This window comes from Algoriphagus algorifonticola (assembly GCF_007655305.1).
GTDB lineage: Bacteria > Bacteroidota > Bacteroidia > Cytophagales > Cyclobacteriaceae > Algoriphagus > Algoriphagus algorifonticola.
Genome location: NZ_VLOG01000041.1, coordinates 1 through 22264, shown reverse-complemented (window position 1 = coordinate 22264; position 22264 = coordinate 1). Strand labels below are relative to the sequence as shown.

Here is a 22264-nt window from a genome sequence, read left to right as displayed (position 1 = left end):
CGAAAAAGATGAAATTTAAAAATAAACTATCAGCGATTTTAGCATCCGTGGTATTGATGGCTTCAGCCTGCGATTCCTTTTTGGATGTCAATGAAAATCCTAATAACCCTGAAGATGCACCTATCTCAGGTTTGATGACAAACAGTACTTATGAAACCGCACTCAATATTTTCAGGGGCGGTAGTGCTACAAGTAATTACGTGCAATACTTAGCTTCTCCAAATCCCGGCAGTTCATCCGACGTAATGGATCCTTCGGACTTTAGTGGCACTTGGTTCAGTCTTTATAATGTGATGACTGATTTGGATGTAATCATCAAAAAAAGTGAGGAAAATGGAGCAAATCATTACAAAGGAGCTGCTCAAATCCTTATGGCTCTGAATCTGGGAATGACCGTTGACTTCTTTGGAGATGTACCATTTTCCCAAAGTTTCAATTTTGAGACAGTGACTCCGGCTTATGATGATGATCAAGAACTCTATGGAAGAGTCTTGGATCTCTTGGATGAAGGAATTGCAAACCTCCAAGGCCAAACTTCCATTTCCATGGGGAATGATGACTTCATTTATCAGGGCAATGTTGCCAATTGGATAAAATTTGGCAATAGTCTAAAAGCAAGATTCATATTACACACCAAAGGCACTTCTGCCTACAGTGAATCTGAATTGTTAGCAGCAGTCAATGCTGGCTTTTCTTCTTCAAATGATGATGCAAGCGTAAGCTTTTTCGAGCAAAGGTTTAATCCTTGGGCTCAGGTTGCCATCAACAATTCTAACCTTCTTTTAGGTGGATGGATCTCAGAGCAATTTGTAGAAGCACTGGATGGTACTTCCTACCCTACGGTTGATCCAAGATTGCCATTGATGATCGGAACCACTGACGAAGGGGAATTTGTAGGTACGGTAAACGGAGCAGGAAGAGGAAATGCACCAGAGCAAGGTGCTAGATCCACTTTGATCCCAGGTCAGTTTTACACCTCCACTCAATCTCCTATTTTGATTGCGACTTTTGCCGAACTCAAATTTATTGAAGCGGAAGCTGCTTTACAGAATGATAGAGCCAGAGCCTATTCGGCCTATTTAGCAGGAATCGAGGCGCATATGGATATGCTGGGTGTTTCTGATACAGAAAAAGCATCTTATTTGGCTGATCCTAGCGTAAGCATGGGAGCCGCCAATTTGACTTTGGCTGATATCATGAAAGAAAAATGGGTAGCTCTATTCTTACATCCTGAAACCTGGAATGATGCAAGGAGATTTGATTATAGCTATAAGGATATGACTCTTCCGGAAAATTTAAACCCAGATTTGAATGGACAGTATATCCGAAGACTTGCCTATCCAGATAGTGAGGTCAGTAGAAATGGCGACAATGTCCCTTCTGTTACTTTGCTGGATAGAATCTGGTGGAATCAATAATTAATCAGTAAACCTTTAAGTCTCCTGCCAAAATGCAGGAGACTTTTTTTATTTTAAGAGAATGAAAAAAATTCTTTTCGCAATCCTGCTACTCGGTAGTTCATGTACCGTTCAGAAAATCAACCGCTCCATTAAAAAATCTGAGGTTTTCAATCAGGGGCATATGGGAATGATGGTAGTTGACCCTATCAAGGACAAAACCTTGATAGATATCAATTCCGCCAAATATTTCATTCCTGCCTCCAATACCAAACTTTTCACCTTTTACACCTCTTACACGGTTTTGGGTGACAGCTTGATTAATGGCCTCAATTATCTGGAAAAAGGAGACTCCTTAATTTTTTGGGGGACCGGTGATCCAAGTCTTTTGCATCCCGATCTGAAAAACGAGAAAGCGATTGAGTTTTTAAAAAACAGTAAAAAGGATTTATATCTCCTAGATAATTTTGAACAAGTAGATGCTTTTGGTCCAGGATGGTCTTGGGATTGGTACAATGCTTACTATGCCACAGAGCGCTCAGCCTTCCCAATTTATGGAAATGTCCTTCGCTTCAAATATGAAATCGGAGATCCTAATTTTACAATCAATCCAACTTGGTTTAAGCCCTTTCTTTCCGCTCAAAAAACAGAAAATTGGACTGGGTATAATTTCAAGAGAGATAGATATCAAAACTTATTTTCCTACCAATTTACTGATAAGCCCGAACAAAAAAGTTTCGAAAGAGACATCCCTTTTGTGACTTCTGCCGAGCTCACGGCCCTGATGCTTTCCGATATTTTAGGTAAAAAGATCACTTTGATAAAAGATCAAGCCTACTTTTCCGAAGAGCCAAAAAAATTACTCAGTACGCCGGCAGACAGCATTTATGCACAGATGATGAAAATCTCGGATAATTTTCTGGCAGAGCAATTATTGCTGTTGGTTTCTGATCAACTCAGCAATAAACTAAGTACTCGGGATGCCATTGCTTATGCAAAGGAAAATTTATTAGGCGACTTACCGGATGAACCGGTATGGTACGATGGCTCCGGTCTTTCAGCCCGAAATATGTTTACGCCCCGTTCCATAATTGCACTCTTGGCTAAAATCAGAGCTGAAGTTCCTTTGGAAAAAATCAAAGCCTACTTCCCTGCCGGAGGAGAGTCAGGCACAATCCGCAACTGGTATCCTTCCGATCCTGGGCAGGCGCCCTACATCTATGCTAAAACAGGAACTCTCAGCATGAGTAATGCCCTAAGTGGGTATTTGATCACAAAAAGTGGGAAAATCCTTCACTTTTCCTGCCTTTTTAACAATTACACCATTTCATCTAACGATTTAAAAACCGAACTTCAAAAGATACTTTATCGCCTCCACGACCAATACTAACATGAAGAAGACCACATCGCTTTTATTCATTCTATTTCTATCTTTTTGTTTTCTGGCAAAAGCCCAAAACTTTAGCATGGAACAGGTGGGAAAATTCAGCTTTCCCTCCGAACTAACTTCCTCACCTTCCGGTGAAAAGATCGCCTGGGCTATGAACGAACAAGGAAAACGCAATGTGTATTTCGCTGAAGGCCCTGATTTCAAACCCACAAAACTCACTTCTTTCAATGAAGATGATGGGCAAGAAATCAGCAGTCTTCGATTTACTCCTGATGGAAATTGGTTGGTTTTTGTAAGAGGAGGCGACCATGGAGGAGGAAATGCATCCTCAACTGTCAATGCACAAAATTTACCTAAGCTTCCCAAGGTAGAAATCTGGAAAATCAACCTTCAAACAAAGGTCGCAGCAGTGGTAACCGAAGGAGATGATTTCTTTTTGGGTGCAGGACAACAATTAGTTTTTTTGAAAAATGGCCAAGTATGGAAAGCTGATTTATCCGGGAAAGAAAAAACCACCCAATTATTTGAAGTCAAAGGTTCTGTTAATTCATTGGAATTTTCACCTGATGGAAAAAAGATAGCATTTACAGTAAATCGGGGTGGACATCAGCTCTTAGGTATATTCGAAAACACCCAAACACCCATACATTGGATTGCCCCTTCTTTTCATCGCTATTCCCAGCCTAAATGGTCTCCGGATGGAAATAAGCTAGCTTTTATAAAGACATTGGGTGGTGAAGGAGCAGCCTTTTCTCTTTTGGAACCAAGACATGTCCCTTGGGAAATTTGGATAGCAGATGTGAGTTCAGGCGAAGGGAAAATGCTTTGGAAGGCTCCCGAAACATTGAGAGGGTCCTACCGCTATCCATTTTTTGCTTTTCCCAATACAAATGAGTTGATTTTCGAGTCTTACCAAGATGGGTGGCAACACTTATACTCCTTAGACATCAACTCGGGGACCACTACCTTACTGACTCCGGGAGATTATATGGTGGAACAAATCAAACTAAGCACAGACAACAAGAAATTGGTCTTTTCGGCTAATACTGGTCCTGAAAAAGAAGATATGGATAGAAGGCATATTGGTTCTATTGATCTTTCCAGCAAAAAGCTTAATTGGGAAACAACAGGAACTGGAATTGAGGCCTATCCGGTTACCATTGGACAAGGGAATACGCTGGCATATTTTTCTGCAACCGCTCAAAGGCCTCATTTAGTCACCTTGAAAAAGGGAGCGGAAATACGAGTTTTACAGGAAAATTTGATCCCCTCTGATTTTCCTCAAACAAGCTTAATCACGCCCAAACAAGTCAGTTTTACTGCTCCAGATGGCACGATAGTCTATGGACAGCTTTTTGAAAAAGCCGGAGGGCCTCCTCAAAAGCCAGGAGTAGTATTTGTTCATGGAGGTCCGCAAAGGCAAATGCTTCTAGGCTGGAGCTACATGGATTATTATTCTAATACTTATTCACTCAACCAATATCTGGCAGAATTAGGTTTTGTTGTCCTTTCAGTCAATTTCAGATTGGGAATTGGTTATGGCTATGAATTTCACCGGCCTGCTTATGGATACTATCAGGGAGCTGTAGAATATCAGGATGTAAAAGCTGGAGGAGAATTCTTGGCAGATTTACCGCAAGTTGACTCGGATAAAATAGGGATTTACGGGGGCAGTTACGGCGGATTTTTGACTGCTTTGGCTTTGGCCAGAGACTCGGATTTATTTAAGGTTGGGGTGGACATCCATGGAGTTCATGACATGGACGGAAGGTATGATTTACCGGATGGTTATGAAGTAGCTCCAGACTATGAAAAAGCTTTGGAAATCGCATGGAAATCCTCCCCAATAGCAGATTTGGACACTTGGACATCACCTGTGCTCTTTATTCATTCCGATGATGACAGAAATGTCAACGTGAGCCAAACCACAGATCTAATTCGAAGATTTGAAGAATTGAATAAGCCCTACGAATCCATCTTGATACCCGGAGACACACATCATTGGATGAAATGGAGAAACATGATTCGGGTAGATAAATCAACCGCAGATTTCTTGAAAAAACACTTAATGAACTGATTTTGGCTGAAAATAAAACCCAAGCAACCGATGCCTCTGTGGACGAGTTTATCGAGGCAGTAGAATCTCCTAAAAAGAAGGAAGACGCCTTTGCCTTAAAGAAGATGATGGAAGAAGTGACCGGTGAAAAAGCAGTTATGTGGGGACCATCTATAGTAGGCTTTGGTCAATATCATTATAAGTATGATTCAGGAAGAGAGGGAGACTTTCTAATTGTTGGATTTTCTCCCAGAAAAGCTTCGATTTCAGTTTATTTACTCGGATGCATGGAGAATAACTTTGATGAGTTATTATCCAAATTGGGAAAGCATAAAATGAGTGTTTCCTGCTTATATATCAATAAGTTGGCAGATATAAATGAATCCGTTCTACGAGAATTGATTAAAAAATCTTACGATTTTATGAAGGAAAAATATCCTTCCAGATGATTTACCACATACTCAATGGAGATGCATTGAAGGATCAGTTTCCGAAGGACATTATAGGTGAAAAGATCATATTCAGAGAATGCTTAATTGACGGTCCGATTGAATCTGATTCTGATGAAGCATTTTGGAAAACAAGAAAAAACTTCATTTCAGAGGAATATCAAGATCTAAACTACGACACCTATTCCAAGGCCGAAATCGAGAAAATCACCAAAATCCCGGATAAGTCGGAGGTTTATTTTTGGTTTGAGGAAGATTGCTTCTGTCAAGTAAATTTCTGGAAGGCTGTCAGTTTATTAGCTGCAAAAAATCATAAATCCTATCTAGTACTTCCCGATGAGAAGTCTCCTTACAGTTTTGCAAATCTTTATCAAAAGGATTTACAGGATCAATTTCAAAATGCCCAGTTGCTTACAGATTCGGATTTACTACTTTTTAGAAAGCTTTGGGATCATTACAAAGGAGGGAACTTCGAAATGCTTACAAACGAAATTTCCGGATATGAAGGTAGATTTTCCTTTTTATCCAAAGCAATCAAAGGAATAGAGGAGATCAAAATGCAAAATCTACCAGCTAAAATTTTGGTCAAATTCAAGCAACAACACCCCGACTCCACTTTTCAGGATGCCTTTCGGCACTTTTGCCAAATATCTCCTCACTATGGTTTAGGTGATTTACAGGTATTGAGAATTTGGGAGAAAATAGGCTGAAGAAATAGGCAAAATTAAAGTTTGACCCCCTCAGGGTCAGGAATTGCTAGCCGTAAAATTTTTCATTCCACGGATTACACCTGCCAACTAGCAAAAGCAGGCCCGTGACTATTATAAGGTTAAATCCTTTCAGGGTTGGTTAGACCTCAAATCGCTTCGGTCATGAAAATAACCACGAAGTGGTTGAACTCCTCAATAGCCACCAGTGAAACTGGTGGAAATAATGCAGCATTATCCACCCCTTCCCAACTCTGAAGGAGTTGAACTCATCAAAACAAATTTGACCCTTTCAAAGTCCGGATAGTATATGTTATTCCTATTGACTAGGGGTTTCACATGGGATTATAGAAAATTTAGTAGCCCATTAGCAGCTTAAAAAGCTCCAATTCCTTAATTTCACAGAATGCAATGGATGACTAATTTTTCGATTCCCGAAAGCCTTTCCCCTATCACTTATCAGTCTAAAATTTTAAGCATGGGCTCCTGCTTTGCTGATTCTATGGGAAGGCGGATGAAAGAAGCCAAGTTTGATATGCTAGTCAACCCTTTTGGCACCATTTTCCACCCCAGTATCTTGGCGGAATTGATAGATCATGCCTTATTCAAGAACAAATTAGATGAAGGGGGGATTCTGCAACGGGAAGATCTATTTTTCCATTATTCCTGTCATTCAGATTTGAATGCGAAATCAAAAGAAGAGCTCAGAACAAAATGGACTCACCAGATCGAACAAACCCATCAATATCTCAAAGAAGGGTCCCACTTAATCCTGACTTTTGGTACTGCCTGGATTTATGAGCATCAGGATTTTGGGAAAGTAGCCAACTGCCATAAACAACCTCAAAATTTGTTTGAAAAGAAAATCACTGAGCTGGACAAAATGGTATTCGACCTATCCCATGTTTTGGATAACATGTCAAGTGAATTCCCGAATCTTAAAATCATCTTAACTGTCAGCCCCGTTCGTCACATCAAAGATGGAATTCCCGAAAATCAACTAAGTAAAAGCCTTTTGAGGGTGCTTTGCGAGAAATTGGAAAGAAAGTACAATTCAGTGTCCTATTTTCCTTCCTATGAAATCATGATTGATGAGTTAAGGGATTATAGATTTTACAAAGAAGATAGAATCCACCCCACAGAAGAGGCCGAGAACTATATCTGGGAAAAGTGGATAAAAAGTCAATTCACCCAAGAAACGCTGGTTACCTATCAGGAAATTCAAAAGGTAAATCGTGAACTTGCTCATCGTCCACTTAATCCTGAAAGCAATTCGCATCAGAAATTCTTACAGAACTTAAAAAGTAAACTGGAACGATTAAACGAGGAATTTGATTTTTCCAATGAAATCGAAACTGTTTCAAAAACGCTCCAAGGGTTTCATTAATATAATCTGATTATCCTCAATGATGCCAATTGCCAAATTTTCTTTTCTTGACCTTTGGGAAGACCGAAGACCGAAGACCGAAGCACCCAAATTCCGATCCTTTGAGCTGATGATAAGCAGTAATTTCCTAGACGCAGGAAAGCGGATAAATTTCAATCAAATTCAATTGATCCTTCAAGGGTTCTCCATAAATTATCAAATCAATGAATCGACTCATTCATAGTCAAAGTCCCTATCTTCTCCAGCACGCTCATAATCCAGTAGACTGGTATCCATGGGGAGAAGAAGCACTGGAAAAAGCTAAGAAAGAGAACAAGCCCATATTGGTTTCTATAGGCTACTCAGCATGCCATTGGTGTCATGTAATGGAAAGAGAGAGCTTTGAAGATAAGGTCACAGCAGATTTGATGAATGAGTACTTTATATGCATCAAGATTGACCGGGAAGAGCGACCTGATTTGGATAATATCTATATGGATGCGGTTCAGGCCATGGGATTACAGGGAGGATGGCCATTGAATGTTTTTTTGATGCCTAACCAAAAACCATTTTACGGGGGAACCTATTTCAAGAATCACCAATGGAAGGGCCTTTTGGCTAATATCGCAGATGCTTTCGCAAAGCACGAGGATCAATTGGCTGAAAGCGCAGAAGGTTTTGGAAAAAGTCTGGCCCGACGAGAAACAGAAAAATATGGGATTTCAGCAGGAGAACTTGATTTTGATCCGGATGATTTGGCAGAAATAAGCTTAAAACTCAACTCTCAGTTTGATATGGAATGGGGCGGAATGAATCGTGTTCCCAAATTTCCCATGCCAGCCATCTGGCTTTTCACACTTGATTACGCCTTACTTTCCAAAAATGAAGAGTTGAAGGATAAAGTGTTTTTTACTTTGAAGAAAATCGGCATGGGTGGTATTTATGATCATTTGAGAGGTGGTTTTGCCAGATATTCTGTAGATGGAGAATGGTTTGCTCCCCATTTCGAAAAGATGCTCTATGATAATGGGCAGTTGGTCGAACTTTATGCCAAGGCATACCAAGTTAGCGGTGATCATTTTTTCTTGGAAAAAGTTGAAGAAACCATCGCCTGGCTTGAAGCGGAAATGCTACAGGAAGAAGGTGGCTTTCATGCAGCACAAGATGCAGATAGCGATGGAGTAGAAGGGAAATTTTATACCTGGACCTATGCTGAATTACAGGAGTTGGTTGGAGATGAACTGCCCTGGCTCAAAAAATTATACAATCTCAAACCCAATGGAAATTGGGAAGATGGGGTAAACATCTTATTCCAAACAGACAGCTATTCCCAAATTGCTTCAGAATTTGGTATGAGCGAAGAGGAAATAAAAAAGAAAATCAAACAAATTAAAAAGAGCCTGCTTGAGGTCCGAAATCAAAGGATTTTTCCAGGCAAAGATGATAAAATTCTATCCGGATGGAATGCTTTGATGAGTTCAGGCTTACTCCAAGCCTATCATGCCACTGGCAATCATCATTACTTGCAGCTTGCATTGAATAATTTAGATTTCATCAAAGAAAAGCTCTACCAAAAAGATTTGCTCTATAGATCTTACAAAAACGGTCATTACTACACCCCCGCATTTTTGGAAGACTACGCTCAGGTGATCAAAGCTAATATGATGGCTTTTGAAGCCAGTGGAAAATTGACCTATTTGGAGTTTGCACAAAAATTAAGCGATTATTGTCTAGAGGCTTTTTACGATAAAAGCGACGGGTTCTTCTTTTTCAACAATCCCAAAGCAGAAAAGCTTATTGCAGACAAAAAAGAACTCTTTGACAATGTCATTCCTGCCTCCAATTCTGTCATGGCCCGAAACCTACACAGACTTTCGATATTTACTTATGAAGAGAAATACGGTGAAGTCGCTTCTAAAATGCTGGGAGGAATGAAAAGCTTAATTTTAAAAGAACCCGGATTTCTCTGTAATTGGGCCTCTTTTTTATTAGAGTCGCTCGTTCCCACGGCTGAAATCGGGGTTGTTGGTCAAGGTGCTCAAGAGAAAGCCTTAGAGATTCAGCGAAGCTATCAACCTAATGCAGTTATAGCTTGGTCAGAAAACATGACAGAAACTGCCCCTATTCTTTCCGACAAAAAGCCTGATTCGGATGGAAATGCCTTAATTTATGTCTGCTTTGACCATACTTGTCAAAAACCGGTCTCAAGCATAGAAGAAACTATTTCACAACTACCCTATCTAGCCTGATTCAGTGCAAAGCCTTTTTGGAGAAGAAGATAATATGATGATGGAATCCGGGAAAAATTTCGCGGATATCATACTTCCTGTGCCCATTCCAAGGATGTTCACTTATAAAATTCCAAAAAATCTGGCTTCTGAAATTCAGATTGGCGCCCGGGTAATTGTTCAATTTGGCCGAAAAAAGATCCTGACTGGAATCATTGGCAAAGTTCATAATAAGCCTCCTCAAGCATATGATGCCAAGCCTATTTTGGAAGTATTGGATGATCAACCATCCGTAAATCCACTTCAAATCAGATTTTGGGTTTGGATGGCCAGCTATTATTGCTGCCATATCGGTGAAGTAATGCATGCGGCATTGCCTTCAGGCTTGCGTCTATCCTCAGAGTCTAAGGTTCAGGCGAACCCAAATTTTGACCGGGAAAATGCTGCCTATCCTATGGATGAAAGGGAAGATAAAATCCTGGACGCCTTGGAAAATCAAGCAGAATTGAGCTATGAAGACTGTGAAAAAATTCTTGGCGTCAAGACTATACACCCCATATTGAAGAGTTTGGTTGCCAAAGAGGCAGTATTGATTTTTGAAAAAGTACAGGAAAAATATAGCCCAAAAATTGAAACTAGAGTCCGGATCAAAGCAGAAATCGCCTCTGATAAAAATGCATTGGAAGCAGTTTTTGATGGATTGGCAGGAAAAGCCAAACAAGAGTCCATTCTACTAAAATACCTTAGGGATGTTCCTGTTTTCAAAAACATCAAACTCAATGAAAAGGGAGTTGATAAGGCTACCTTGTTGGAAGAGGGGGATTCCGAAAGCTCTTTGAAAACCCTGATCAAAAATGGTGTTTTTGAAAGTTTCAAAGTGGTAGTCAACCGCATTGAAGAAATGGAGCCTGAAAAAGAACCGGCCAAACTTTCGGATTCACAGGAGCTAGCCGTTGGAGAAATCCACAAACACTTTGAGGAGAAGCAATGCGTCTTACTCCATGGGATTACCGGAAGCGGTAAAACCGAAATTTATATCAGACTGATTCAGGAAGTTTTGGAAAGTGGTTCGCAGGTTCTCATGCTGCTTCCTGAAATCGCGCTTACCACACAAATAGTTAGCAGATTGCAGCAGGTTTTTGGGTCCAAGATGGGAGTCTACCATTCCAAATACTCTGATAATGAACGGGTGGAAGTTTGGAATGGGGTTCTTTCAGGCCGGTTCTCATTTGTAGTGGGGGTTCGTTCCTCCATTTTTCTCCCCTTCGATTCCCTGGGCTTAATCATTGTCGATGAGGAGCACGAATCTAGTTTCAAGCAATTTGATCCTGCACCCAGATTTCAGGCAAGGGATTCCGCCATTATGCTCGCTTATTTTCATCAAGCCAAAACGCTGTTGGGTTCTGCCACCCCTTCTTTTGAATCTTATTTCAATGCACTTCAGGAAAAATATGGCTATGTGCAGCTACACCAGCGCTATGGAGAAGCCCAACTCCCGCAATATCATCTCGCCAATCTGAGTGCAGACCGGAAAAAGAATCTCCTAAAATTGGATTCAACCCGCTTGATGCGAGAAAAAATCCAGGATGCCCTCAGCAAAAATGAACAAGTGCTGATTTTCCAGAATAGGCGAGGATATTCACCCTACATTCAGTGTGAAGATTGTGGCTGGACAGGTCAATGTGTACAATGTGATGTGAGCTTAACTTACCACCAATTTGCGGAAGAAATGCGCTGTCATTATTGCGGTTATAAGGAGAAAGTTCCCAGCTCCTGCCCTGCTTGTGGCAGTACCCAACTTTCCACCATGGGAATGGGCACAGAGCGGATAGAAGAATCTTTAAGCATGCTTTTCCCGGAAGCAAGAATGGGCCGGATGGACTTGGATACAACCCGGAATAAATATGGGTATCAGCGATTGTTGGAGGAATTCGGGGCTGGTCAGATCGATATTTTAGTAGGGACCCAAATGATCACAAAAGGACTGGACTTTGGAAGAGTCACCGTAGTCGGCATATGGGATGGAGATAGGATTTTAAACTTCCCCGATTTCAGAGCTGGAGAAAGAGCTTATCAGCAAATCACCCAAGTTGCAGGGCGAGCGGGAAGAAGAGCTACTCAGGGAGAGGTAATTATTCAAACCCGAAATCCCGATAATGATATTTTTGAGAAGGTAATCAAGGGAGATTATTATGAATTTTTCCGTCAGGAAATGATGGAAAGGAAAAAGTTTTACTATCCACCCTATGTCAAGTTGGTTAAAATTACCACCAGGCATGCTGATTTTAAAACTACCGAAAAAGCTGCCAATGCACTTCATCGGGAAATGGCACAGATTCCTGTAAAGAAAATCGTTTTAGGCCCAGAAAAAGCCCTAATTGGTCGCATCAAAAATCAATTCCAATTTGAAAGTTTAATTAAGCTTGACCGGTCTGGCTCCACCCAAACAAGCTTCAAAGAAAGGCTGGCTGAAATACTGGAAGACTTACAGTCCAGACCGGAATTTCGCTCAGTAAGATGGATTGTAGATGTAGATCCATCTTAAAACCAGCTTCTTATGGAACGAATAGTTAAATAATGCGTATATTTAAATATTAATACGCATCAAATGAAAAAGCGCCTAAATATTACCATTGATGCAGAGCTGCTTGATAAAATCAAGCGGTATGCAGACAAAGAGGAGAAAAGCATTTCCAGCCTAGTGGAAGAGCATTTTGAAAAACTCATTAGTCGCAAAACCGGATTGCCCAAAGGAATGTCTCTGGTGGAGTATATGCAGTCATTACCTAAATTCGATTTCCCCGAAGATTTCGATTACAAAGAAGAATACTACAAGGCTAAGGCTAAAAAATTAGGGTATGAAGATCTTTTTTGATGTGAATGTGGTTTTGGACATAGCCATAAAAAGGACAAAAAATCCCGAAAATTTTAACAAAATTTCTTTTGCTTTAGAAAGCGGAAAAATCAAAGGCTATGTAACAACTGGGTTAATTCAAACAGTTTCCTACTTCCTTCTTAAGTACCTTGATTATAACAAAACCAGAGAAATATTAACCATTATTGTTCCTATGTTTCATTTTTTGGATGGAGACGAAAAAGATATACTTAATGCACTTCGGATGGATTCTAAAGATATCGAAGATGCTATTTTTTATCAAATCTCATTTTCAAATCAAATCGATGCTATAGTCACATCTGACAGACATTTTTTGAGGCTATCTAACACCTATTTACCTGTGCTTACTCCGGAGGAACTCGTCCGAAGACTTGATTGAGAGTTGATAAAGTCCAACACATCCTCATACCCCTTACTCCAAGTCCAAAAAAACTGAGTAATCATGGGAATATGCTTGGTTTTTGGGTAAAAGGAATAAGTTAAATTAATCCCTTTTTGCTCGGCAGCTCTACGAAACCGCTCCACGGTCAGCCGAATACCCGGATATGTTTCTTCTCCTTCCAAAATCAGGATAGGTATTTCACTTCCTTCCAAATAATAAATGGGAGAATATGCTTTCCAAACTTCAGGATCATCTGTAAAGGCATCATAATTTTCAGTCCCATTGGGTCTTCCTTTCATTTCGCTCAAAAACCAAAACCAATCTAAGCCTGCCGGATCATTCAAAATCGCTCCTTTAAGAGGATTTTCTAGCCCCAATTTCTGAAATGCCTCCTCCTTGATCGCAACCAAAGCAGCTAAATGACCTCCTGCAGAATGCCCGGAAATATAAATCTGATCAGGATCTCCTCCGTATTTGGAAATATTTTCAAAAACCCACTTAACTGCTAAAGCGCTTGCTTTTTCCATAGCAGGAACTTGATAATCAGGGGCCAAAGGGTAATCGATAATGACTGTCACCACTTTTCTCCTGGCTAATCTACTACCCAAAAAGTCATAAATCTCTTTCTTCCCCTTATTCCAGCTTCCTCCATGAATGAAAATTAAAACAGGTAAGCCCTCTCCTTTTCTGGGAGCAAAAACATTAAGATCCTTAGCCGGTAGTTCCGACTCATTTTGATCCGAGATGTAAGTAATATTTTTACTTCTCCGGATTGGCTGAAAAGCACAGGATTGCAGAATTAAGGCAAGAATAAAAAGGCTGTATATTTTTTGCATTGGAATAATCATTCGATCTAATTAACTGAGCTTCAAACTCAATGTTTTTATAAAATTTATGGACCGGGTGACTTTTATCATGAAAAAAGCTGGACTACTTTCCTTAATTTGAAACGAATCAAAGACCTAACGGATGAAATTTATCCTTCGTGTATTTCTTTTCCTAGCAATTTGCCTAAGTATTTATTCCTGCTTTCCCTCTGATCAGGAATCTACCTATCCTGAGATTACATCAATCACAGAATCGGTCTATGCTTCCGGCTTGATTAAGGCAGTGAACCAATATGAGGCTTTTGCCAATAATACAGGGCCGATTCAGGAAATTTTTGTAAAAGAAGGTGATTTAGTCGAGGAAGGCGCTCCTATTCTTGCCATTTATAATGAAAGAGAAAGGCTAAACAGAGAAAATGCTGAACTGGCTCAGGCTTTTGCAGACTACCAACAAAATCAATCCAAACTGAGAGATCTCCAGCTCACCATAGATTTAGCAAAGAGTAAAATGCAAAATGACTCCATACTCTATTCTAGACAGAAAAATCTATGGGATAAAAATATCGGAACTGCAGTGGATTTAGAGCAGAGACGATTAAGCTATGAAAATTCCCAAACCGCATACGAATCAGCTCTTATCCGATACGAGGACCTGAAAAGAGAAATAGAGTTCAATTCCAAAAGCGCATCAAAAAGCCTGGCAATCAGTAGAGCTTTGGAAAGTGAATTTGTTTTGAAAAGCAGGATCAAAGGCAAGGTTTATGCCCTTCCCAAAGAAAAAGGGGAAATGGTAAATCCTCAAACCCCAGTGGCCATTCTGGGAAGTGAAGATAACTTCCTGATGGAGCTACAGATTGATGAATATGATATTTCCAAAATAGTGGTTGGGCAGCAAGTGATAGTAACCATGGATAGTTACAAGGGAAATACTTTTGAGGGAAAAGTAAGTAGGATATTTCCCTTGATGGATAGCAAGTCCAAAAGCTTTACGGTTGAAGCCACTTTTACCAAAGAACCTCAAGTTCTCTATCCGAACTTGAGTTTGGAAGCAAATATTATTACAGCCACAGCCGAAAACTCCCTAGTCATACCCCGAAACTTCCTGATTAATGATGAATGGATCATCAAATCTGATGGAGATACCATACCGGTGAAAATTGGCATAAGAAACTTTCAATTCGCCCAGGTATTAGAAGGTATTGATAAAGAAACTCAACTGATCAAGCCATGAAGTGGTCCCTGATCATAGAGCTTTCGAAAGCCTTGATGTTTGCCAGAATCAAGCAAACAGGGATAGCAGCTGTCGGTGTGATGTTTAGTATCACCATGTTTGTAGCCTTATTAGGATTTATGAATGGGCTGAACACCATGCTGGATGGATTGGTACTGAATAGAACACCCCATATCCGATTTTATAATGAGATCAAGCCTAATCCCAATCAGCCCATAGACCAAACGCTGGAGTTTTCTGAATCGCTCAATATCATCCGATCCATCAAGCCCAGTACAAGCAGGTTGGCCATTCATGATGCAGAAAAAATCATTCAAACCCTTCAGGCTGACCAGCGAGTATTGGGAGTAAGTCCAAAAATTTCTTCCCAGGTATTCTTCAATGTTGGCACAATTGACCTCACAGGAATTGTAAATGGGATTGATGTAGAAAAAGAAGCTCAGCTATTTTCCTTTACCGATTACATTACCTCTGGAGACTATGCAGCATTGGCTCAGACCAATACCATTATTTTGGGAAAAGGGGCTGCAGACCGGATGTTGGCAGATGTTGGGGATGTGATTCAAGTAACCACAGCACAAGGGAACAGAATCCAACTGAAGGTAGTGGGCTATTATCAATCTGGACTGGGAGATTTCGATAACAGTAACAGCTTTGCTTCTCTCACCACAGTACAAAAAATGCTGGGCGAATCACCTTCCTACGTAACAGATATTCAAGTGAAGCTAAAAGATCTGGACTTGGCCCCTGATATGGCTAAAGAAATGGAGCAAATTTTTGGCATTGACGCTGATGACATTCAGACTGTCAATGCACAGTTTGAAACAGGGACACAGATCAGAACTTTGATTTCCTATGCAGTGGGAATCACTTTATTGGTGGTGTCAGGTTTTGGGATATACAATATCCTCAACATGATGATTTACGAAAAATTGGATACCATTGCTATTTTGAAAGCTATCGGGTTCAATAGCACTGATGTCAATCGGATTTTTATCACTATTGCGCTTAGTATAGGATTGATTGGCGGTGCTGTTGGATTGATTTTAGGCTTTTTAGCATGTCTTGGAATAGATCAAGTACCCTTTGAAACAGATGCTTTACCCACTATTAAAACATTTCCGGTAGATTATAACCCAAAGTATTACCTGATCGGGGGTTATTTCAGTTTGATCACCACTTATCTGGCGGGCTTTTTTCCGGCCAGAAAAGCAAGTGGTGTTGACCCGGTAGATATAATCAGAGGAAAATGAGCAAACAAGGCAAACCGGTACTTCAGGCAGTGGAAATCGATAAATACTTCTACAACCCTACCAAGATTCAGGTACTTAAAAAAGTCTCATTTACAGTCAATAGAGGAGAATTCGTCTCGGTGGTCGGCAAATCGGGCTGTGGAAAATCTACCTTGCTCTACATCCTTTCTACCATGGACACAGACTACCAGGGCAAGCTTCACCTGGATCAAGAGCCGATTAGCGGTAAGCCGCATGATTATTTGGCTCGCATACGAAACGAAAAAATAGGCTTTGTCTTTCAGTTTCACTACTTATTAAATGAATTTTCAACCTTGGAAAATGTCATGATCCCTGCATTGAAATTAGGGAAATTTTCAAGAGAAGAACTGGAGTACCGGGCTATGGAAAAGCTAAAAATCTTCGACATGCAAGATCATGCCCTCAAAAAAGCTAATCAGCTATCCGGCGGACAAAAGCAGCGGGTAGCCATAGCCCGGGCACTTATTAATGATCCCTTACTAATCATGGGAGACGAGCCTACGGGTAATTTAGACAAGAAAAATTCCGATATTGTATTCAACAAGTTTAAAGAACTTGCCGAAGAGTTTAATCAGACCATGTTGATCGTTACCCATGATCCGGAATTTGCAGCAGGTACGCACCGGATTATAGAAATGGAGGACGGGAGAATTATCAAATCATAAAATCACAAACACCAAATCACTATGAAAAAATTAGGACTTTTTCTTCTTTTAATCACTTTCAGCACTTCCGCCCTTTTGGCGCAAAGTCAATTGTCACAGGAGCGGCTCAAGCGTTACGATGCATTCTTAGAGGCAGAGATTTCTTCAGGTAAAATCCCCGGTGCTGTAGTGTTGATATACAAAGATGGAGAAAAGGCTTATGAAAAAGCCTTTGGCATGAGCGATATAAAAGCTCAGGAACCCATGCAAACCGATCAGATTTTTTTCATCCAATCCATGACTAAGCCCATTGCAACAGTGGCACTGATGATGCTCTACGAGGAAGGCAAGTTTTTCCTAACAGATCCTGTTGAAAATTACCTTCCTGAATTCCAAAACCTGAGGGTTCTCGTCAACCCCAAAGATGGAAAAGATGGGCTTACCGCACCCGCAAAGCAAAAAATTACTATTTCCCAAATCTTAAGTCACACTGCTGGATTTACGCACGGTCTGGGCAACTCCAAACAGGAAGAGGCTGTCCGAGAAGCACTTTATATGCAGAAGCATGAATCTATCGAATCCCGAGTTAAAAGCCTGGCAAGTATCCCTTTACTTGGACAGCCCGGTCAACAGTGGCATTATTCTGCATCTCCGGATATTGCTGCCCGTTTGGTGGAAGTTTTTTCCGGGATGAGTTTTGACCAATTCTTGCAAACAAGGTTATTTGATCCGCTGGGAATGAAGGATACGGGCTATAATCTAACAGAGGAACAATCTAAGAGAATGGTGGCACTTCATGGCTATTCCAAGGAGGGGAAATTAATTAAAATGCCCAATCAGACTCCTACTCAAGGAAACAAAGTCTTTGGAGGAACCCACGGACTATTCTCCACTGCTCAAGACTATTCCATTTTTGCCAGAATGTTATTGAATGGTGGTGAATGGAATGGCAAACAATATCTAAGCCCCAAGACTATTGAACTGATGACTCAAAATCACATCGAGGGACTACCCTATGATCCGGGATATGGATTTGGTTTGGGATTTGGTATAATGGTCGATTTAGCCGATGCAGACCTCTTAGGATCAGAAGGACAATATTTCTGGAGTGGTGCTTATTGCACCTACTTCTTTATTGATCCCAAGGAAAATATGGTCTCCTTTCTGATGACTCAAAACAATCAATACACCAACTACTACAGTAACAAGATGCGTCAAATGGTCTATCAGGCTATTGTTCAGTAACTAAAGGGCATTTTCCCACTCCCCGGAATGAAAGACACTCGTCAGGAGTAATTCCAAGGCCTGGTGGTAGGATTTTAAATTCAAAAAAAAAGCCGATCTGAAATACATCAGACCGGCTTTTTCAATTCAAAACAACTATTACAAATTAGGCAATAGAACTCTATCAATTACGTGTACAATTCCATTGGTAGTCTGTACATCAGGAATCACCATGTTTGCAGGGGTATTGTTTCCTACACCTCTTACCGTTAGTGTTCCTTCAGTGAAAGCACCTAAAGTCAATGGATCTCCACCCAATGGACTTACATTTCCTGCACTCAACTCACTTGTAAATTTTTCTCCTACAAAAACGTGGTTCAATAATACCTGACCTACGACTTCAGCAGGCAATTGTCTGATATCTGAAGGCTGATTGAATGTCAATCCCAAAGCAGATCCCAAGTCTTTAAAAGCCTGATCAGTTGGAGCAAAGACAGTAAACTTAGGACTACCTGGACTAGCTGTTAACGCTTCCGCAAGACCAGCGTACACTACTGCTTCCACCAAGAAACTTAATTCAGGGTTGATAAACACATTGGCAGACTGAAGTGCGATGGCAGACTGTACGATATCTACACCAGTGGCAATCATTACTTTGTCGATTACATGGACTGTACCATTGCTTGCATCTACGTCAGTTGCAAGGATCTTGGAACCATTGATATACAAGTCACTACCTCTTTGGATAAATCTTCTTTGTGGACCCAAAGCAGATGCAGACATTCCACCTGCAGTGATATTGGAAGACAGTAAATTACCATTGGATACGTGATACAAAAGCGTATTTGTCAAAAATGGAACCTGCAATACTCCAAGTGTCTCCTCATTCAACCCCAATCTTGCAAAAGCAGTATTGGTAGGTGCGAAAACGGTATAAGCTCCTGAAGGGTCATTTGGATTTGAATTACTCAAAACACCGGCTACTCCCCCTCTAACTGCTGCAGCTTCCAATACGCTGAAATCAGCATTGGCTACTGCCACAAATGCGATAGATGGGCTTTCATCTTCATAGGATGAAACTGATTCACAAGCTGTGAACGTGATGACTGCAAAAAGTGCAATCAATGTGGATTTTATATTTATAATATTTTTCATGTCAGTATTTGATTGAATTTTAACTGGATCGGATGACTTTTGTCAAGATCTGGTTTGAAGGATGAGTTGATTAAAAAGAAAATGCTAAACCAGCATAGTAACCTGTAGATTTACCAATATTTCTACCGGCGATATAAGAGTTAACACCTCCTACGATCCCTGCAAATTTGGCAACAGGCACATAACCGTTAAGTCCGATTCTTGTGAAATTCACTCTTGTAGCAGGGAAGAAACCTGTAAATCCTTCACCCAAAATATCCACTCCATCTTTGCTGGAAAGCTGACTGGATACGAAGGCATCCAAGTAAAAAGCTGAACCTGCATAACCTAGTTTGAACTCACTTAGCAGAGCATTTGGCACCTGATTGCTTCTCAAGCTATACCCCAATTGTCCTGTAGCAAATAAGCCAAAGTCAGTCATAAATTGAGCAATACCGAAACCCGTGAATCTGGTAGACTCGTTTCCGATTGCAATAATGGATTGAAGTCCTTCGTCTGCAGAATAATTCCCCAGTGGAGTCTCAATACCCACAGACCCTAAAATGTCTAGCTGGTTTGTCCCAACTGCTTTTGACAAGAAGCTGTACTTACCATAGATTTTGATGTCCTGGATACCGGATCTCTCATTTTCAAATCCGTTATTCTGCAAAACAGCTGCGGAAGCGTTTCCCTCACTCTTAATATATGGTAGATTAACGATCACATTGAAACGATCAGAAATACCATATTCTCCATAAAGTGAAGTACTTGAAATAGTCACTTCATTAAAAACCGGTACCCCATCTACTTCGGTAGGAACCAAAAAGACTCTATCGTATGATTCCCTAAACTGGGTCAATACAACAGAACCTTCACCTTTTTTCTTCATAAACCCACTAACGGGACTTTGGGCCAGGGCAAAACCTGAGACCAACAACATCAAACTGGTAAGTAATGGAATTCTCATAATTCAGTAATTAAATAGTATTTGTTTTGAGCTAAAATTTTTCAGAGTCTCATTCGAACTAAAAACTTTAATAATCACCTCATTAAAATTGCTAAAAGCTGATTATTTGATTTTAGGTCTTTATCAACACCTGAACACACTTACGAGGCGGAGTTGAAAGCTGGATTGAGTGAGTGATAAAAATTTAGATGGAATATCAAGATTGGATAGAAATCCATAAATTCAGGGAATGCTAAGACGACCTTTTCTTCAAAAAATCAGCCTGTTTGGCACTTCTCTTATGACCATGCCTTTTATGCTTTATGGGAAAATGGACTTCCCGAAAAAGACCCGATTGAAATTTATCACTGCATCAGACGGACATTTTGGACAAGCAGAAACTGATTTTAAGCAATCTCACCAAAACTTAATTGAGGCCATTCACAGGGAGCAAGAAGTAGACATTGTTTTGTTCAACGGCGATTTAATACATGATGATCCCAAATGGCTACCGGAGGTAAAGAAGGTGTTTAATCAACTTCAAGTGCCTCATTATGTAACTCGTGGAAATCACGACCGGGTTAGCGCCGATACCTTTCTGGAAGTGATGGGGCAGCCAAGCAATTTTTCATTCGAAATGAAAGGAGAGTATGGATTTATTTTATTGGATTGCTCCAATGAAAAGGGAGAATACCTATGCGCTGATTTAGACTTTTTGAGAATCCATCTGGAAAAATATCAAGAACTAGCCAATGTGTTTGTATTTGTCCATATATCTCAAAATGATTGGACAAGACATGGAATTGACTGCAAGCCATTTTTAGATCTAGTTACCAGTTATCCAAATGTGAAAGCTACTTTTCATGGGCACGATCACGATGTAGATGGACAAATGCTTTATAATAAAAAGCCTTTTTTATGGTCCGGGCATTTTGGAGGTTCATGGGGAAACCCATTTCCTAGCTACCGTGTGGTAGAGGTTGGGGAGGATGGAAAAGTCATTACCTATCTAAAAACAGTGAAAGAAGGGATGATCTTGAATGGGCATAATCTATGAAAAAGGTAAATCGAATGGAATCCTGAACTTTTCATTATTCATTTTGACTTCTTTATTGTGTTAAAAAGATCTTAACTTCACTCCCTTAGTCATTTATTACCCCCCAAAATGAAATCAGAGAAAACAATCTTAAAGGTTAGTATTTTAACTGCATTTTCAGCCTCACTTTGTTGCATTACTCCATTGCTAGCGCTTATCGCAGGTACTGGTAGTTTCGCTTCTTCATTCAGTTGGTTAGATCCCCTGCGACCCTTCTTTGTTTTTATCACACTGGGTGTTCTTGGTTTTGCATGGTTTCAAAAACTTAAGCCCAATCAGCCGATAGATTGCGATTGTGAGGAAGAGGGGCCAATCGATTTTCTCCAAGGCAAAAAATTCTTAAGCCTCGTTACCATTATAGCATGTTTTTTATTGGCATTCCCTCTATTCGCAGATCGGTTCTATCCTGAGAATAATCAGAGCAATCAGCTATTTACGGATCAGAAAAATCTTCAAATGATAGAATTTTCAGTGGATGGGATGACCTGTTCTGGTTGTGAGCAACATGTGGATGTAAAGGTTAAGCAGCTTCCGGGAATTATTCAAATCAATACTTCTTACAGCCAAAGTAATACGGTGATTCAATTTGACCCAAACCAAACAGAAGTTTCTGAAATTGAAAAAGCTATACTTTCTACAGGTTATAAAGCAAGTTTAAAGTCGACAAAGCCATGAGTATAACTCTTGAATCTACCCTCACCTGTCCTCATTGTGGACATCAAAAAGAAGAAACTATGCCCACAGATTCCTGTCAGTTTTTCTATGAATGTGAGAATTGCCATACTGTATTGAAGCCTAAACCTGGAGATTGTTGCGTTTATTGTAGCTATGGGACTGTCAAATGTCCTCCTATTCAAAAGAATAAAAATTGTTGTGGCTAATAGAATCTATTGGAGAGTTAAATGACCATTACCCGTCTTGCTGGCACCAAGGCTCATTTCCAAAAATAAAAATAGGGCCAGCGCTGGGGTAGTTATCGTCACTTGATCCAGGGGTTAAAACCCCTGGCTATTTTTT

Annotated in this window: 20 protein-coding genes; 17 read left to right on the top strand and 3 right to left on the bottom strand. The window is 40.3% G+C overall.

Going from position 1 to position 22264, the window contains the following annotated elements:
- Positions 1–8 precede the first annotated feature (8 nt).
- From FL972_RS10270 to FL972_RS10225, 10 genes are all read left to right on the top strand, one after another.
- Positions 9–1418 carry a SusD/RagB family nutrient-binding outer membrane lipoprotein gene (locus FL972_RS10270; RefSeq protein ID WP_144605306.1) on the top strand — a complete coding sequence of 470 codons (1410 nt, stop codon included), beginning with the start codon at positions 9–11 and terminating at the stop codon, positions 1416–1418.
- 61 nt (positions 1419–1479) lie between these two features.
- Complete coding sequence (locus tag FL972_RS10265) at positions 1480–2787, top strand: D-alanyl-D-alanine carboxypeptidase (RefSeq protein WP_144605305.1); 1308 nt, start codon at positions 1480–1482, stop codon at positions 2785–2787.
- 1 nt (position 2788) lies between these two features.
- Positions 2789–4864 carry a S9 family peptidase gene (locus tag FL972_RS10260; RefSeq protein WP_144605304.1) on the top strand — a complete coding sequence of 692 codons (2076 nt, stop codon included), beginning with the start codon at positions 2789–2791 and terminating at the stop codon, positions 4862–4864.
- A 2-nt stretch (positions 4865–4866) separates the two neighbouring features.
- The gene (locus FL972_RS10255; protein ID WP_144605303.1) at positions 4867–5292 is read left to right on the top strand and encodes a DUF1801 domain-containing protein; all 426 of its coding nucleotides are present in this window, start codon (positions 4867–4869) and stop codon (positions 5290–5292) included.
- Positions 5289–6002: a DUF1835 domain-containing protein gene (locus FL972_RS10250; protein ID WP_144605302.1), complete on the top strand. Its 714-nt coding sequence runs from the start codon at positions 5289–5291 to the stop codon at positions 6000–6002. Before FL972_RS10255 ends, FL972_RS10250 begins: the two co-directional genes overlap by 4 nt.
- A 475-nt stretch (positions 6003–6477) precedes the next feature.
- Positions 6478–7386 (top strand): GSCFA domain-containing protein, encoded by a 909-nt coding sequence (locus tag FL972_RS10245; RefSeq protein ID WP_222116023.1) that lies wholly within the window; start codon positions 6478–6480, stop codon positions 7384–7386.
- Positions 7387–7589: 203 nt separating this feature from the next.
- The gene (locus FL972_RS10240) at positions 7590–9614 is read left to right on the top strand and encodes a thioredoxin domain-containing protein (RefSeq protein WP_144605300.1); all 2025 of its coding nucleotides are present in this window, start codon (positions 7590–7592) and stop codon (positions 9612–9614) included.
- Between the two features lie 4 nt (positions 9615–9618).
- On the top strand, positions 9619–12138 hold the full coding sequence (gene priA / locus FL972_RS10235; RefSeq protein WP_144605299.1) for a replication restart helicase PriA: 2520 nt from the start codon (positions 9619–9621) through the stop codon (positions 12136–12138).
- A gap of 63 nt (positions 12139–12201) precedes the next feature.
- The gene (locus FL972_RS10230; protein WP_144605298.1) at positions 12202–12468 is read left to right on the top strand and encodes a DUF6364 family protein; all 267 of its coding nucleotides are present in this window, start codon (positions 12202–12204) and stop codon (positions 12466–12468) included.
- Positions 12452–12868, top strand: a complete 417-nt coding sequence (locus FL972_RS10225) for a type II toxin-antitoxin system VapC family toxin (protein WP_144605297.1) — start codon at positions 12452–12454, stop codon at positions 12866–12868. Before FL972_RS10230 ends, FL972_RS10225 begins: the two co-directional genes overlap by 17 nt.
- On the opposite strand, the gene FL972_RS10220 is transcribed toward FL972_RS10225, so the two are convergent.
- Entirely contained in the window at positions 12820–13707 is an 888-nt protein-coding gene (locus FL972_RS10220; RefSeq protein ID WP_144605296.1) for an alpha/beta hydrolase, read from the bottom strand. The two genes, FL972_RS10225 and FL972_RS10220, sit on opposite strands and share 49 nt — an antisense overlap.
- A gap of 133 nt (positions 13708–13840) precedes the next feature.
- Between FL972_RS10220 and FL972_RS10215 the strand changes: the two genes are divergently transcribed.
- Genes FL972_RS10215 through FL972_RS10200 form a run of 4 tightly spaced genes read left to right on the top strand, consistent with a single transcriptional unit; the run spans position 13841 to position 18092 of the window.
- Positions 13841–14929, top strand: coding sequence for an efflux RND transporter periplasmic adaptor subunit (locus FL972_RS10215; protein WP_144605295.1), 1089 nt, complete (start codon positions 13841–13843; stop codon positions 14927–14929).
- Positions 14926–16182: an ABC transporter permease gene (locus tag FL972_RS10210; protein ID WP_144605294.1), complete on the top strand. Its 1257-nt coding sequence runs from the start codon at positions 14926–14928 to the stop codon at positions 16180–16182. The genes FL972_RS10215 and FL972_RS10210 overlap by 4 nt, the downstream gene beginning before the upstream one ends.
- A complete protein-coding gene (locus FL972_RS10205; RefSeq protein WP_144605293.1) occupies positions 16179–16868 on the top strand; it encodes an ABC transporter ATP-binding protein in 690 nt (229 codons plus the stop codon). Before FL972_RS10210 ends, FL972_RS10205 begins: the two co-directional genes overlap by 4 nt.
- A 21-nt stretch (positions 16869–16889) precedes the next feature.
- Complete coding sequence (locus tag FL972_RS10200; protein WP_144605292.1) at positions 16890–18092, top strand: serine hydrolase domain-containing protein; 1203 nt, start codon at positions 16890–16892, stop codon at positions 18090–18092.
- Between the two features lie 138 nt (positions 18093–18230).
- On the opposite strand, the gene FL972_RS10195 is transcribed toward FL972_RS10200, so the two are convergent.
- Both FL972_RS10195 and FL972_RS10190 read right to left on the bottom strand, forming a co-directional pair.
- The gene (locus FL972_RS10195) at positions 18231–19226 is read right to left on the bottom strand and encodes a fasciclin domain-containing protein (protein ID WP_144605291.1); all 996 of its coding nucleotides are present in this window, start codon (positions 19224–19226) and stop codon (positions 18231–18233) included.
- A 70-nt stretch (positions 19227–19296) separates the two neighbouring features.
- Entirely contained in the window at positions 19297–20172 is an 876-nt protein-coding gene (locus FL972_RS10190; protein ID WP_144605290.1) for a hypothetical protein, read from the bottom strand.
- Positions 20173–20401: 229 nt separating this feature from the next.
- Here FL972_RS10190 and FL972_RS10185 point away from each other — a divergent pair, with 229 nt between their 5' ends.
- The 3 genes from FL972_RS10185 (at position 20402) to FL972_RS19580 (ending at position 22128) form a co-directional block, all read left to right on the top strand.
- Positions 20402–21208, top strand: coding sequence for a metallophosphoesterase family protein (locus FL972_RS10185; RefSeq protein WP_250161334.1), 807 nt, complete (start codon positions 20402–20404; stop codon positions 21206–21208).
- A 108-nt stretch (positions 21209–21316) separates the two neighbouring features.
- Positions 21317–21922 carry a mercuric transport protein MerTP gene (gene merTP / locus FL972_RS10180; protein WP_144605289.1) on the top strand — a complete coding sequence of 202 codons (606 nt, stop codon included), beginning with the start codon at positions 21317–21319 and terminating at the stop codon, positions 21920–21922.
- Positions 21919–22128 (top strand): GDCCVxC domain-containing (seleno)protein, encoded by a 210-nt coding sequence (locus FL972_RS19580; protein ID WP_144605288.1) that lies wholly within the window; start codon positions 21919–21921, stop codon positions 22126–22128. The genes merTP and FL972_RS19580 overlap by 4 nt, the downstream gene beginning before the upstream one ends.
- The last annotated feature ends 136 nt before the right edge of the window (positions 22129–22264 follow it).

Bases quoted from the DNA above. Each gene is read 5' to 3' on its own strand.
- FL972_RS10190 (WP_144605290.1), bottom strand. From the start codon at position 20,172: ATGAGAATTCCATTACTTACCAGTTTGATGTTGTTGGTCTCAGGTTTT.
- FL972_RS19580 (WP_144605288.1), top strand. From the start codon at position 21,919: ATGAGTATAACTCTTGAATCTACCCTCACCTGTCCTCATTGTGGACAT.
- FL972_RS10220 (WP_144605296.1), bottom strand. From the start codon at position 13,707: ATGCAAAAAATATACAGCCTTTTTATTCTTGCCTTAATTCTGCAATCC.
- FL972_RS10195 (WP_144605291.1), bottom strand. From the start codon at position 19,226: ATGAAAAATATTATAAATATAAAATCCACATTGATTGCACTTTTTGCA.
- FL972_RS10215 (WP_144605295.1), top strand. From the start codon at position 13,841: ATGAAATTTATCCTTCGTGTATTTCTTTTCCTAGCAATTTGCCTAAGT.
- FL972_RS10230 (WP_144605298.1), top strand. From the start codon at position 12,202: ATGAAAAAGCGCCTAAATATTACCATTGATGCAGAGCTGCTTGATAAA.
- FL972_RS10265 (WP_144605305.1), top strand. From the start codon at position 1,480: ATGAAAAAAATTCTTTTCGCAATCCTGCTACTCGGTAGTTCATGTACC.
- FL972_RS10200 (WP_144605292.1), top strand. From the start codon at position 16,890: ATGAAAAAATTAGGACTTTTTCTTCTTTTAATCACTTTCAGCACTTCC.
- FL972_RS10210 (WP_144605294.1), top strand. From the start codon at position 14,926: ATGAAGTGGTCCCTGATCATAGAGCTTTCGAAAGCCTTGATGTTTGCC.
- FL972_RS10270 (WP_144605306.1), top strand. From the start codon at position 9: ATGAAATTTAAAAATAAACTATCAGCGATTTTAGCATCCGTGGTATTG.
- FL972_RS10250 (WP_144605302.1), top strand. From the start codon at position 5,289: ATGATTTACCACATACTCAATGGAGATGCATTGAAGGATCAGTTTCCG.
- FL972_RS10240 (WP_144605300.1), top strand. From the start codon at position 7,590: ATGAATCGACTCATTCATAGTCAAAGTCCCTATCTTCTCCAGCACGCT.
- merTP (WP_144605289.1), top strand. From the start codon at position 21,317: ATGAAATCAGAGAAAACAATCTTAAAGGTTAGTATTTTAACTGCATTT.
- FL972_RS10205 (WP_144605293.1), top strand. From the start codon at position 16,179: ATGAGCAAACAAGGCAAACCGGTACTTCAGGCAGTGGAAATCGATAAA.
- FL972_RS10225 (WP_144605297.1), top strand. From the start codon at position 12,452: ATGAAGATCTTTTTTGATGTGAATGTGGTTTTGGACATAGCCATAAAA.
- FL972_RS10245 (WP_222116023.1), top strand. From the start codon at position 6,478: ATGGGCTCCTGCTTTGCTGATTCTATGGGAAGGCGGATGAAAGAAGCC.
- FL972_RS10260 (WP_144605304.1), top strand. From the start codon at position 2,789: ATGAAGAAGACCACATCGCTTTTATTCATTCTATTTCTATCTTTTTGT.
- FL972_RS10185 (WP_250161334.1), top strand. From the start codon at position 20,402: ATGCTAAGACGACCTTTTCTTCAAAAAATCAGCCTGTTTGGCACTTCT.